Genomic DNA, 11831 nt, shown 5'->3' on the forward strand with positions numbered 1-11831 from the left:
GTCTTTGACTAACCCAAGGAGAACGGCGATGTCCCAAGCCCCAGAACCGCGCAAAACGCTCGACCCCGATCAAGTCGCGTTTTGGCTGGCGCGGCATCCCGATTTTTTCGTGGGGCGGGAAGGGCTGCTGCAGCAGTTGCAGGTTCCTCATCCGCATATTGAAGGGGCGGTGTCGCTCCTCGAGCGCCTGGTGATCGACTTACGCCAGCGCGCCGAGACCGCCGAAGGGCGTCTTGAGCATTTGCTGGAAACCGCTCGCCATAATGAGGCCCAGTACCGACGGCTGCGCGAAACGTTGCTGGCGCTGGTGGAGGCCGACACGCGTGACGCTTTGGCCCAGGCGTTGGCCACGCAGCTTAGTGAGCGCTTCAACACCCCCGCCATGGCGCTATGGTGCCCCGCGACATTAAGCGACGACGAACCCTCACTCCCGCAGCCGCCCCGGCATGTGCTGGATCAGCATGCCAGTGCCCGGTTGGCGGCGTTGCTCGATGGCCGCACCAGTCGTTGCGCCAAACTCAGCGTCAGCGACTGGAAGTGCTTGTTACCCCACGTCAAAGCGCCACGCAAGGCGGGTTCATGCGCCATTTCGCGGCTTTCTGCGGGTGAGCCGCTGGGGTACTTGCTGATTGCCAGCCCCGATGCCGATCAGTACCGCGCCAGTATGGATACGCTGTTTACCGAGTACCTTGGCGATATCGTGGCACGGCTGCTGATTCGCCTGACGCCCACCCATGAATGACGACGCTACCCGCCAGCACGCTGAGGCGTTTCTCGCCTCGCTCGCACGCCACGCAAGCGAGGCGACGGTGGCTGCTTACCGCCAGGATATTGGCGCGCTGTGCGGGTTTATTGAGCGCCAGGACGACGATGCCGCCGCGTTCGACCAGCATCTGCTGCGCGCGTTTTTGGGGGAAGAGCGCCGCCGGGGGCTTGCGCCACGCAGCCTCGCCAGGCGCCGCGCGGCGTTATCGCGCTTCGCCGATTACCTGGTGAAGCAGGGCTTCATCGCCGATAACCCGCTGGATCTGGTCCGTACACCCAAGCAACCCCAGCACTTACCGCGCCCGGTGGATGTCGATACGCTGGCGCGCTTTCTGGATACGCCCCACGATGACTCGCCACTGGCGCGCCGCGATCAGGCAATGCTGGAACTGCTCTATTCGAGTGGGTTGCGCTTGGCGGAGCTGGCGTCACTCGACCTTGAGGCTCTTCAGGACCATCGCGTACGCGTGCTGGGAAAAGGCGGCAAGCCCCGCCAGGTGCCGGTGGGGCGTCGAGCCCGGCAGGCGCTGGCGGCCTGGTTGAGCGTCCGGCCCCAATGGGCGCCTGACGCTGAAAAAGCGCTGTTTGTCGGCCAGCGTGGGGCACGCCTGGGACATCGGGCGATTCAAAAGCGCCTGGCATTGCTTGCCATTGAGCGGGGGCTACCCGAGCATTTGCATCCTCACCGACTCCGCCATTCATTCGCCAGCCATTTACTCGAGTCCAGCCAGGATCTGCGTGCGGTGCAGGAGTTGCTGGGGCATGCCAACCTCTCGACCACCCAGGTCTATACGCGGCTGGACTGGCAGCACCTGGCAACCAGCTACGACGCCGCGCACCCTCGCGCAAAACGCCGCCCACGGAGCGAGCCATGACCTCACTCAAAGCGATTACCTTTGATCTGGACGATACCCTCTGGGATAACAGCGGCGTGATGGCGCGAACGGAAACCGGGCATTACGGCTGGCTGCGTGAAAACCTCGCCGCTTGGTTGGCCGAACGTTGCTGGCCGTCGTGGGGGCTAGGGTTTGATCAAGGGCTTGAGGATTATCTGCAACGCCGAAAGCGACTGGCCTTGGAAGTGCCCGAACGACGTGGTGACTTTACCTGGCTGCGTTTACGTGCCCTGGAAGCGCAGCTCGAGACCCAAGGCTTGCCGCGCAGCGCTGCAACGCTGTGGGCCGCCGCTGCCATGAATGAATTCCATCGTTTGCGCGTACAGGTGACGCCGCACCCCGAAGCCGCCGAGTTATTGTCAGACCTTGGGCAACGCTATCGGCTGGCGGCCATTACCAACGGTAATATTCACCTCAAACGTCAACCGTTGGCGGGTTACTTTGAAGTGGCGATCGCCGCCGGTGAACTATTGGCCCCCAAGCCCGACCCCACGGCGTTTCTGGCCGCGCTTGAACGCTTCGAGGTCGCGCCGCACAACGCCATGCACGTGGGCGATTCCTGGGAAGAAGACATAGTCCCGGCCCTGCGGTTGGGCATGCACGCGGTGTGGATCAGCGAGGAGCGTCACGACGCGCTGCCCAAGGGCGTCCATCAGATTGGCCATGTGAGAGAGCTGCGCGGCGTGCTGGCGGCATTGAAGACGCCTTATTGAGGCGTCTTCAACCACTGGTCCAGACGCTGTGCGAGGGTGTCGACCCCGTCACGCTTGAGCGACGAGAACAGTTGAACCGATACCAGGTCCTCCCACCCCTTCAGGCGTGATCGCACTTGCTGCAACGCCGCGTTGGCCGGGCCCTTTTTCAGCTTGTCGGCCTTGGTGAGCAGAATATGCACCGGCATGTCACGCTGGTCGGCGAACCCCAGCATCATCTGGTCAAACTCGGTGAGCGGATGGCGTACATCCATCAACAGCACCAACCCGCGCAGGCTGAAGCGGCCGCGCAGGTAGTCAGACATGTGCTGCTGCCATTCCAGCTTGACCGTTTCGGGGACTTTGGCGTAACCATATCCGGGGAGATCGACCAGGCGGCATGCCTCATCATTCATGACGCTAAAGAAGTTGATTAACTGGGTGCGCCCCGGCGTACGCGAGGTGCGGGCCAGCGCTTTCTGCTGGGTAAGGGCATTGATCGCACTGGATTTTCCGGCGTTCGAGCGCCCGGCAAACGCGACTTCGGCACCGGTATCGTCCGGGCATAGGGCGAGCGTAGGCGCGCTGGTCATAAATTGCGCGGTGGGGTAATTAAGTCGCACAGCTGAACTATCATGGGGGGTAGGCATGGCATTAATCCTGACAAACAAAGATAAAAACAATCAATAAGGTGACCAACAATGCGCGACAAGATTTCTGCAATTTGGAGGCTTCGCTATACTGCACACAAATGGGTTTCTATGGCCCGCGGGTAGTGTAACACCGTGCTCTGCCGGGCAGCGACCAACGTGTCAGCTTGTGTGTCGTGCGGAGGCTTTGATAACACCAACCATAATGGAATTGCGATGAGAACATTACTGGCAAGCCTGGCCATTTCCCTGGGTGCCGCGGGGAGCGCTGCGGCAGATCCTCGGTCGGAGGCTGACGCGGCCGCCGGTGAAACCCTGGCAACGCCCTGTGCGGCTTGTCACGGGCAAGCTGGTATCAGCCCTACACCGACATTTCCTCATTTGGCGGGCCAGCAGATGTCGTACCTTGCCAAACAAATCATGGATATTCGTGATGGCCGCCGTGAGGTGCCGCAGATGGCGGGTCAGGTGGATAATTTTGATGACCAGGACGCCTGGGACGTGGCCGCTTTTTACGCCGGGCAGGAGCCTCATCTTGGCCAGGCGGATGATGACGAAGCGCTGTTGGCCCGTGGTGAAGAGCTGTACCGGGCCGGTGACAGGGAGAATGGCATTCCGGCCTGCAGTGCCTGCCATACGCCGACCGGCCGGGGAATAGGCAGTGCGGCTTATCCAGCACTCTCGGGGCTGCAAATCGATTACACGGTCAGCACCCTGCAGGACTTTGCCGCCGGCGACAGGGATAACGACCCTAACGGCGTGATGCGTGATATCGCGACAAAAATGAGCGATGACGACATGCAGGCGGTAGCTAATTATCTGCTGGGTTTGAATTAAACGACCGCCCTCAATAAGCTCATGTTATTAATCACTTGTTTTGCCAAGCGTGGAACCCCAGCCGAACGCTGGGGTCACAAGGTCGCTTTCCCACGGAGAAGAGTCACTATGTTGAAAACGTTAATGGTTGCGGTTGCCGGACTAAGCTTGTCAGCGGCAGTCAGTGCCCAAGAGTTGGTTGAAGGACAGCACTACGAAGTGCTCGACGAGCCGGTTGAGACGCAGGTTGAGGAGGGGCAAATAGAAGTGCTGGAGGTATTCTGGTTTGGCTGCCCGCACTGCTATCGCCTGCAATCACATGTTAATGAGTGGTACGAAACCCTCGATGATGACGTGACGGTTGAAAAAATGCCGGCGACCATGGGCGGCGACTGGAATACCCATGCCAACGCCTTCTACGCCGCGAAAGAACTCGGTATTGAAGAGGACCTGCACGCGGATTTCTTCGACGCCATCCACCAGGACGAGCGTTCTCTGACCGATGAAGACGAGATCGCCGCCTTTTTCACCGATTATGGCGTTAGCGAAGAGGAAGCCAAGGAAGCCCTCACGGCCTTTAACGTTCGCAGCAACGTGAACAAAGCCAATAGCCGCATGCGCGATATGCGCCTGATGGGTGTGCCCGCGCTGGTGGTCGATGGTCGCTATGTCGTGACGCCAAGCAGCGCCGGTAGCCTTGAAAACATGCCCAATATCGCCGACGCCCTGGTTGATCAGGTCCGTGAAGCGCGCCAAGAGTAACGCTTTGTGACGCTGCATTCACCACGGGGTTTTGCATGAAAGAGCTGGAGGCACACGCACCGCTGCTGAGCAGCGGCCACTTGCGTCTGTTAACGTTTAATCTCCAGGTCGGTATTCAGACCTCGGCGTATCATCACTACGTAACGCGCAGCTGGCAGCATCTTCTGCCCCATCCCCAACGTTTGCAGCGGCTGGCATTGATGGCCGAGGTGATGGGCAGGTTCGATGTGGTCGGGCTTCAGGAAGTCGATGGCGGCAGCTTTCGCTCAAGCCGCGTTAACCAGGTCGAATACCTGTCCGCCAAGTCGGGATTGCCCCACCATTTCCAGCAGTTGAACCGCAATCTGGGCCGTATTGCTCAGCACAGCAACGGGCTGCTGTCGCGGATGGTTCCCAGTCAGATAGAGGAGCATCGTTTGCCAGGCGCAATGCCGGGGCGGGGTGCCATCCACGCGCGCTTTGGTGAGGGGCCGGATGCGCTGCATATCTTTGTCGCGCATCTGGCGCTGAGCCATCGCGGTCGCGTGCGGCAGCTCAACTACCTCAGTGAAATCATCCAGCCGCTGCGCCATGTGGTGGTAATGGGGGATCTGAACTGCACACCGGATCAGTTGCATGCCCACGAGCGCTTCAATGACGCCCTGCCGCTACACCCGGTAAAACCCCTGCTGAGCTACCCATCCTGGCAGCCGCGGCGAGCGCTGGACCATATTCTGCTCTCCCAGTCCCTCGAGGTGGTGGATGTGCAGGTACTGGATCATCTGTTCTCTGACCATCTGCCCATTGCCGTCGATTTGCCGCTTCCTGAAGCCTGTCTAGCGGCGATTCGCGCAAGCGTTTAATAGATAAGCGCGTCTCGCTGTTCAGGGACGCTGCAATGTCTGCGTATTTGCGCTATTGTCTGGGGCGCTGACTCCTCTTAGCCGTTTTACGCGAGACACTTCCATGTCGGACACAACAAAACTACCTGCGTTGATAGGTGCGCTGGACCGCGCTTCAGAGTGGTTCGGGCGATCCCTTGCGTGGCTGATCATCATCATGATGCTGATTCAGTTCGCGATTGTACTGCTCCGCTATGCGTTCAGCGTGAACAGTATCTTTATGCAAGAGCTGGTGATGTACATGCATGCCAGCGTCTTTATGCTTGCCGCGGCTTATACCTTTCGGCACGACGGTCATGTGCGGGTCGACATCTTCTACCGGGGAATGTCGCCACGCCGCCAGGCCCTTATCAATGTGGTGGGCATTGTGACGTTATTGATGCCGGTGATGGTGTTCATCATTGCATCGAGCATGGGTTACGTCGCCAATTCCTGGCGCATCCTCGAAAGCTCCCCTGACCACGGCGGCATTCCGGCCGTGTTCGCACTGAAAACCCTGATACCGCTATTTGCATTGCTGATGATCGTTCAAGGCGTCATTGAAGTTGTACGCAATGGTTATGTGCTGGCCGGACGGATAGCGCCCGCCGAAGATGATGACCATCATGAGGAGCGCCTTTGATGCTGGAATTCATGCCGATTGTTTTATTTGCCGTCATCTGTATTGTCCTGATGTTCGGCTTTCCCGTGGCGCTCTCGCTGGCGGGCACGGCGCTGCTGTTTGCCGGTATGGGGCTGGGCCTCCAAGCCATGGGAATCGATGCCAATTTCGATGGTGGCTATCTTGCCGCGCTGCCCAACCGACTATACGGCATCATGACCAACCAGACGCTGTTGGCGGTGCCGCTGTTTGTCTTGATGGGGGTTTTGCTCGAGAAATCCAAAGTCGCCGAAACGCTGCTCGATGCCATGGCACTGCTGTTTGGTGCCATGCGCGGTGGCTTGGGTATCTCGGTGACGCTGGTAGGCATGCTGATGGCCGCATCCACAGGCATCGTGGGGGCAACCGTGGTCACCATGGGCCTGATGTCGTTGCCGACGATGTTGAAGCGTGGCTACAGCACCTCGCTTGCGACGGGGACGATTTGTGCCACCGGCACGCTGGGTCAGATTATTCCCCCTTCCATCGCGCTGGTACTACTGGGTGACGTCTTGTCATCGGCGTATCAGCAAGCGCAGCTGGATATGGGGATTTTTAGCCCGAAAACGGTATCGGTGGGTGATCTCTTCATGGGCGCACTGGTGCCGGGTTTAATCCTCGTGGTCATGTACATGGTTTACGTAGCGCTCATCGCCTGGTGGCGCCCGAGCATGGCCCCCGCCGCTGATCGAAAGGAGTTGATGGAAGAGCTTGGTCACACCTCGGGGCTTGGCATGTTGCTGCTCAAAGGTCTGGTGCCACCCGTGGTGCTGATTGTGGCGGTGCTTGGGTCGATCCTCAGTGGCTTTGCGACACCTACCGAAGCGTCCGCCGTGGGCGCCTTTGGCGCCCTGGTGTTGGCGCTAGCCTATCGCCAGTTGGATATGGCGACCCTGAAAGACGTTCTGCGTTCGACGACCAACGTCACCACCATGGTGTTTCTGATTCTGATCGGGGCGGCGCTGTTTTCGCTGGTATTCCGGGCTTATGGTGGCGAGCACATGGTCACCGAGCTGTTTGAAGGTATGCCCGGCGGCGTGGTGGGCGCAACGATCATCGTGATGCTGGTTATCTTCCTGCTGGGTTTCATTCTCGACTTTATCGAAATTACCTTCGTGGTGGTGCCCATCGTCGGCCCGATTCTGCTCGCCATGGGGCTTGATCCGATCTGGCTCGGCATCATGATTGCGATTAACCTACAAACGTCGTTCTTGACGCCACCGTTCGGCTTTGCTCTCTTTTATCTGCGTGGGGTGGCGCCGCCGTCAGTGCCGACTTCGGCGATCTATCGCGGGGTGATTCCGTTTATCCTGATGCAGTTGGGCATGTTGCTGATGCTGACGTTCTTTCCGCAGTTGGCAACGTGGCTGCCCGCGCAGTTCGGCGGCTAGCAATAAGTTGAAAGTCGCCGCTGCTATCAACGCAAGGACGTGACAACCTAGTACTTACGCAGTTAAATAACTCATTAACCATTTGCAGCAAGCCGCTTGGTCCGACGCCTGAAGCACATGGCTGAGCGGTGTTTTCCTACCCATAACAGTAATAATAGAAAGCTAGAGGGTTCATGTATGAAAGTTAAAACACTCCCCGTCGCCATTGCCATGACGACTGCCATGTCCGCCAGTTTGTTGGCGGTGTCGAGTATTGATAATCACGCCCAGGCGCAGGAAGAAGAATTCCGCTGGAAGATGGTCACATCCTGGCCGAAAAACTTCCCGGGTGTCGGCCAAGGCCCCGAGCGTCTTGCCGAGCTTGTGGATGAAATGTCGGACGGCCGCCTGACCATCGAAGTCTTTGGTGCCGGTCAACTGGTGCCAGGGTTTGAGGTATTTGACGCCGTTTCCGACGGTACCGCTGAGCTTGGCCATTCCGCTTCCTATTACTGGAAGGGCAAAGCCCCCGCTGCCCAGTTCTTTGCCGCTGTGCCGTTTGGCATGAACGCCCAGGAAATGAACGCCTGGCTACACTTCGGTGGCGGGATGGAGCTGTGGAACGAGCTTTACGATGAATTTGGCGTCGACGTATTGGTGGCCGGTGCCTCAGGCGTGCAAATGGGCGGCTGGTACAACAAGGAGATCAACTCGGTTGATGACCTGGATGGCCTGAAAATGCGTATGCCAGGCCTGGGCGGTGAAGTCATGAACCGCATGGGCGTGGCGATCGTGAACATGCCGGGCGGTGAGATTTTTACCTCGCTGCAGTCGGGCGCGATCGACGCAACCGAGTGGATTGGTCCTTATAACGACCTGGCCTTTGGCCTGCACCAGGCGGCGGATTACTACTACTATCCGGGCTGGCACGAGCCGACCGTGATGTTCGAGGCGATCGTCAACGAAGAGGCCATGGCCGAACTGCCGGCGGACCTGCAAGCGATCCTGAAAACCGCGGTACGCGACGTCAATGCCAACGTGCTGGACGAGTACACCGCGCGTAACAATGATGCGCTGGAAACACTGGTCAACGAGCATGATGTCGAGCTGCGACGCATTCCTGATGACGTATTAGCGCAGGCACGTGAACACTCGGCAGATGTCGTTGCAGAGCTGGCAGAATCCAGCGAGATGGCAACGCGGATTTACGAGTCCTATCAGGCTTTCCAGGAGAAGGTCGAGGACTATCACGCGATCTCCGAACAGGCTTACTACAACGCACGTAACCCTGAAGGCGACAGCGCCGAATAATACGCCGAGCCTTGCATGAAATGGCCGCCTTCGGGCGGCCATTTGCGTTTTTAAGGCAGCACAAACGCCTCGGCTTGGGTATCCTAGCTGAATACTGTTTTTATCCGAGGATCCTCATGTCTACTGATTCCCGCCTGCGCAATGTGCTTACCATCGCCGGCTCCGACCCGTCCGGTGGCGCTGGGCTGCAGGGCGATTTGAAAACCTTCTCGGCACTCGGGGTCTACGGTACCAATGTGATTACGGCGGTGATCGCCCAGAATACCTGCGGTGTCGTCTCGGTATATCCGGTGTCGCCCCAGGCGATTCGCGAGCAGTTGGAGAACCTGCTCGACGATATCGAGATCGATGCCGTCAAGATCGGTATGGTCGCCAGCCGCGACGTGGCCGAGGTGATCGCCGAGGTGCTGGGTCGGCGACGGCCACGCTGGATCGTGCTCGACCCGGTAATGGTGGCCAAAAGCGGCGATATTCTGGTCGATAATGAAGGTATCCGGGCGGTGCGCGATATCCTGGTGCCACTGGCGGACGTGATTACCCCCAACCTGCCCGAGGCCGCTGTTCTGCTCGACGCACCATCGCCCACCGGACTGGATGAGATGGAAGCGATGCTGCCGGGCTTGACGCAGCTTGGCGCGCCCTATGTGGTGCTCAAAGGGGGCCACCTGCGGGGCGAGACCTGCCCCGATTTGCTGGCGACGCCCAATGAGCACCGCTGGCTGCCAGCGTCACGGATCGCCACGGAAAACCTGCACGGCACCGGCTGCGCGCTTTCGTCAGCTATTGCGGCCTGCCTCGCCAAGCTCCCGGCAGGTGCTGAAAATGACGCCCCGGTTGCTGCGATTGCCGAGGCCAAGCAATGGCTGCATGCCGGTTTGGAGGCCAGTGTCAGGCTGAATGTGGGTAACGGGCGCGGCCCGGTGCATCACTTTCACGCCTGGTGGTAAAGCACAGCGCTGCTCGCCGGGGTGGCGTCACCGTTTAGCTTGCGCAATGGACCGTTGCGCACCATGCTGAAGGGTGTTGCTAGCAGGCCGAGGAGCGTTTGCGATGACCCGTACCCTACTGTTTGCCACTGACCTCTCTGCCGAAAACCGCGCCGCCTTTGCCAGAGCGCTGCGCCTGGCTTACGCCGACGGCGCGCAGCTCGATATCGTCCATGTGCTCGATCCCTACCTGCCCCGTCGCGTCTTTCACGAGGTTGAAGCGGCGGTGGTAGACGATATCGCCGCCACTCTCAAAGATGTCCGTGAAGATTACGCCCTCGAAGAACCCAAGACGCTGATCCAGACGGTGGCTGGCGCGCCTTACGTTGAAATTATCCGCGAGGCCCATGAGCGCCAGGCAGACCTGGTCGTAGTGGGTATGCATCGCAAGCGCGGACAGAAAGACCTGCTTGCGGGGACTACCCTGATGCGTATTATCCGCAGTGCGCCTTGCCCTGTGGTGGTTGCCTCGCAGCCGCCTACCCAGCCGTGGGGGTCGATACTGGTGCCCGTCGATTTCTCTCTGACGGCTCGGCACAGTCTGCGGGAAGCGTTGCAGCGTTTTCCTGATGCATCACTGACGTTATTGCATGCCTGGAGCTTGCCGGGCGAGCGTGAACTTGGCTCGCACCCTTACTATGCGCAATGGCGAGATCACGAGGTGACGCGGCTGCGCGAACGGCTCGCTCAGGAAATTGACAGTTTGATGGACGAGCTGGCGGGCGTTCCCGACGTTGAGCTGGTGCTGGAGCACGGCTCCCCGTGTGAGGTCTTGAATGCTTACATCAAGCGCCACACCCCTGATTTGGTGGTGATCGGCAGCCGCGACCAACCGCACCATGCGAGCCAGATGACCGATATGCTATTGAGTGAGCCTCACTGTGACGTGATGCTATGCAGGGCGTAATTATACGGAACTTTTATTTGGTTTTTATGTAGTATAGGTGCTGTCTTGCAACAATAAGAGGTGCCTTGCTATGTCGTTACATGTCGGTTTTCTCAAGCCTTGCGGGTATCGCGTTGGTGTATGGCTGGCGGGCGCGTTGCTGCTGTTTGGGTCTTCAGACCTTTGGGCGCAGACAGTCAGCGAAAAAGGTGAGCGCTTCGAGCGAACCCTGGAAGAGAACGGCCAGCGCTATGCGCTTATCGGCAGCGGCGTTTTTACCTACATGATCTGGACCGCCTATGCCGGGGCGTATTACCAGGCAGAAGGCGAGACTGATCCCCAGCCGCAAAGCGATATACCCCGCCGCCTCGAGTTAGCTTACTTCCATGATATCGAGGCCGAAGAGTTTGCCGACGCCACCACAGAAACGCTGCAAAAAAACCTGACCGCCTATGAGTACTCGCAGCTGGAAGCCGATATTAATACCTTTAACCAACGTTATCAGGATGTCGAGCCACAGGACCGCTATGTCTTGAGCTGGGACGGCGATACGCTGCGCTTGGCATTGAATGGCGAGATTCTATTCGAGGGCGGTAATGCAGAACTGGCCAGTGCTCTCTTTGGTATCTGGCTAGGCGAACGTCCTCTGGGTGAAGACTTCCGCGATGCGCTATTAGGGCGGTAATCAGGTATTGGCAAGCGCGTTATACTGGCGCTTTTGCGAGCGAGGCATAGCGTGAAAGCATTGATTCAGCGGGTAACCCGGGCAAGCGTTGATATCGAGGGTGATACCGTGGGCGCCATTGACCACGGGCTGTTGGCGCTGGTGGGCATTGAAAAGGGCGATAGCCAGGCGGATGCCGACAAGCTGTTGCACAAGTTGCTGAACTACCGTGTGTTCAGCGATGCCAATGGCAAGATGAATCTGAATGTGCAACAGGCCGAGGGCGGCCTGCTACTGGTGTCACAGTTCACTCTGGCCGCTGATACCCATAAAGGCCTGCGGCCCAGTTTTTCCAGCGCCGCGCCCCCCGATGAAGGCGAGCAGCTGTTTAACTATCTGGTGGCCCGGGCGCAATCCGCCTGGCAGAACGTCGCTACCGGCGAGTTTGGCGGCAACATGCAGGTCTCGCTGGTGAACGACGGGCCGGTGACCTTCTTGCTGGAGAGCTGAGC

14 protein-coding genes are annotated in these 11831 nt (G+C 59.0%); 13 read left to right on the forward strand and 1 reads right to left on the reverse strand.

The annotated features are described in order from the left end of the window. Positions 1-28: 28 nt before the first annotated feature. The 3 genes from R3F64_RS04945 to R3F64_RS04955 are packed head-to-tail and all read left to right on the forward strand — an operon-like array spanning position 29 to position 2374. Positions 29-742: a DUF484 family protein gene (locus tag R3F64_RS04945; RefSeq protein ID WP_085918075.1), complete on the forward strand. Its 714-nt coding sequence runs from the start codon at positions 29-31 to the stop codon at positions 740-742. Further along, on the forward strand, positions 735-1640 hold the full coding sequence (locus R3F64_RS04950; protein WP_199284265.1) for a tyrosine recombinase XerC: 906 nt from the start codon (positions 735-737) through the stop codon (positions 1638-1640). Before R3F64_RS04945 ends, R3F64_RS04950 begins: the two co-directional genes overlap by 8 nt. Continuing rightward, entirely contained in the window at positions 1637-2374 is a 738-nt protein-coding gene (locus R3F64_RS04955; protein ID WP_085918077.1) for an HAD family hydrolase, read from the forward strand. Before R3F64_RS04950 ends, R3F64_RS04955 begins: the two co-directional genes overlap by 4 nt. Here R3F64_RS04955 and yihA read toward each other — a convergent pair. After that, a complete protein-coding gene (gene yihA, locus R3F64_RS04960; protein WP_332610149.1) occupies positions 2368-3003 on the reverse strand; it encodes a ribosome biogenesis GTP-binding protein YihA/YsxC in 636 nt (211 codons plus the stop codon). The genes R3F64_RS04955 and yihA overlap by 7 nt on opposite strands. 216 nt (positions 3004-3219) lie before the next feature. Between yihA and R3F64_RS04965 the strand changes: the two genes are divergently transcribed. The 10 genes from R3F64_RS04965 (at position 3220) to dtd (ending at position 11829) form a co-directional block, all read left to right on the forward strand. After that, positions 3220-3840 carry a c-type cytochrome gene (locus tag R3F64_RS04965; protein ID WP_085918079.1) on the forward strand — a complete coding sequence of 207 codons (621 nt, stop codon included), beginning with the start codon at positions 3220-3222 and terminating at the stop codon, positions 3838-3840. Positions 3841-3948: 108 nt separating this feature from the next. Continuing rightward, positions 3949-4581, forward strand: coding sequence for a thiol:disulfide interchange protein DsbA/DsbL (locus R3F64_RS04970; RefSeq protein ID WP_085918080.1), 633 nt, complete (start codon positions 3949-3951; stop codon positions 4579-4581). A gap of 35 nt (positions 4582-4616) precedes the next feature. Beyond that, on the forward strand, positions 4617-5423 hold the full coding sequence (locus tag R3F64_RS04975; protein ID WP_085918081.1) for an endonuclease/exonuclease/phosphatase family protein: 807 nt from the start codon (positions 4617-4619) through the stop codon (positions 5421-5423). Positions 5424-5526: 103 nt separating this feature from the next. After that, complete coding sequence (locus R3F64_RS04980) at positions 5527-6084, forward strand: TRAP transporter small permease subunit (protein WP_085918082.1); 558 nt, start codon at positions 5527-5529, stop codon at positions 6082-6084. After that, the gene (locus R3F64_RS04985; protein ID WP_085918083.1) at positions 6084-7493 is read left to right on the forward strand and encodes a TRAP transporter large permease; all 1410 of its coding nucleotides are present in this window, start codon (positions 6084-6086) and stop codon (positions 7491-7493) included. Before R3F64_RS04980 ends, R3F64_RS04985 begins: the two co-directional genes overlap by 1 nt. Before the next feature lie 177 nt (positions 7494-7670). Beyond that, positions 7671-8783, forward strand: coding sequence for a TRAP transporter substrate-binding protein (locus tag R3F64_RS04990; RefSeq protein WP_199284263.1), 1113 nt, complete (start codon positions 7671-7673; stop codon positions 8781-8783). A 116-nt stretch (positions 8784-8899) separates the two neighbouring features. Beyond that, the gene (thiD, locus tag R3F64_RS04995; protein ID WP_332610157.1) at positions 8900-9730 is read left to right on the forward strand and encodes a bifunctional hydroxymethylpyrimidine kinase/phosphomethylpyrimidine kinase; all 831 of its coding nucleotides are present in this window, start codon (positions 8900-8902) and stop codon (positions 9728-9730) included. Positions 9731-9833: 103 nt separating this feature from the next. Further along, positions 9834-10676 (forward strand): universal stress protein, encoded by an 843-nt coding sequence (locus R3F64_RS05000; RefSeq protein ID WP_085918086.1) that lies wholly within the window; start codon positions 9834-9836, stop codon positions 10674-10676. Between the two features lie 70 nt (positions 10677-10746). Further along, complete coding sequence (locus tag R3F64_RS05005; protein WP_199284262.1) at positions 10747-11340, forward strand: chalcone isomerase family protein; 594 nt, start codon at positions 10747-10749, stop codon at positions 11338-11340. A 51-nt stretch (positions 11341-11391) separates the two neighbouring features. Next, positions 11392-11829, forward strand: coding sequence for a D-aminoacyl-tRNA deacylase (dtd, locus tag R3F64_RS05010; RefSeq protein ID WP_332610159.1), 438 nt, complete (start codon positions 11392-11394; stop codon positions 11827-11829). Positions 11830-11831: the final 2 nt, after the last annotated feature.

Origin of the sequence: Halomonas sp. 5021, from assembly GCF_036663435.1 — a bacterium.
Taxonomy (GTDB): domain Bacteria; phylum Pseudomonadota; class Gammaproteobacteria; order Pseudomonadales; family Halomonadaceae; genus Vreelandella; species Vreelandella janggokensis.

What these genes read in the sequence shown, in the direction of transcription:
- R3F64_RS04945 (WP_085918075.1), top strand. Translation starts at nt 29, where the DNA reads ATGTCCCAAGCCCCAGAACCGCGCAAAACGCTCGACCCCGATCAAGTC.
- R3F64_RS04950 (WP_199284265.1), top strand. Translation starts at nt 735, where the DNA reads ATGAATGACGACGCTACCCGCCAGCACGCTGAGGCGTTTCTCGCCTCG.
- R3F64_RS04955 (WP_085918077.1), top strand. Translation starts at nt 1,637, where the DNA reads ATGACCTCACTCAAAGCGATTACCTTTGATCTGGACGATACCCTCTGG.
- yihA (WP_332610149.1), bottom strand. Translation starts at nt 3,003, where the DNA reads ATGCCTACCCCCCATGATAGTTCAGCTGTGCGACTTAATTACCCCACC.
- R3F64_RS04965 (WP_085918079.1), top strand. Translation starts at nt 3,220, where the DNA reads ATGAGAACATTACTGGCAAGCCTGGCCATTTCCCTGGGTGCCGCGGGG.
- R3F64_RS04970 (WP_085918080.1), top strand. Translation starts at nt 3,949, where the DNA reads ATGTTGAAAACGTTAATGGTTGCGGTTGCCGGACTAAGCTTGTCAGCG.
- R3F64_RS04975 (WP_085918081.1), top strand. Translation starts at nt 4,617, where the DNA reads ATGAAAGAGCTGGAGGCACACGCACCGCTGCTGAGCAGCGGCCACTTG.
- R3F64_RS04980 (WP_085918082.1), top strand. Translation starts at nt 5,527, where the DNA reads ATGTCGGACACAACAAAACTACCTGCGTTGATAGGTGCGCTGGACCGC.
- R3F64_RS04985 (WP_085918083.1), top strand. Translation starts at nt 6,084, where the DNA reads ATGCTGGAATTCATGCCGATTGTTTTATTTGCCGTCATCTGTATTGTC.
- R3F64_RS04990 (WP_199284263.1), top strand. Translation starts at nt 7,671, where the DNA reads ATGAAAGTTAAAACACTCCCCGTCGCCATTGCCATGACGACTGCCATG.
- thiD (WP_332610157.1), top strand. Translation starts at nt 8,900, where the DNA reads ATGTCTACTGATTCCCGCCTGCGCAATGTGCTTACCATCGCCGGCTCC.
- R3F64_RS05000 (WP_085918086.1), top strand. Translation starts at nt 9,834, where the DNA reads ATGACCCGTACCCTACTGTTTGCCACTGACCTCTCTGCCGAAAACCGC.
- R3F64_RS05005 (WP_199284262.1), top strand. Translation starts at nt 10,747, where the DNA reads ATGTCGTTACATGTCGGTTTTCTCAAGCCTTGCGGGTATCGCGTTGGT.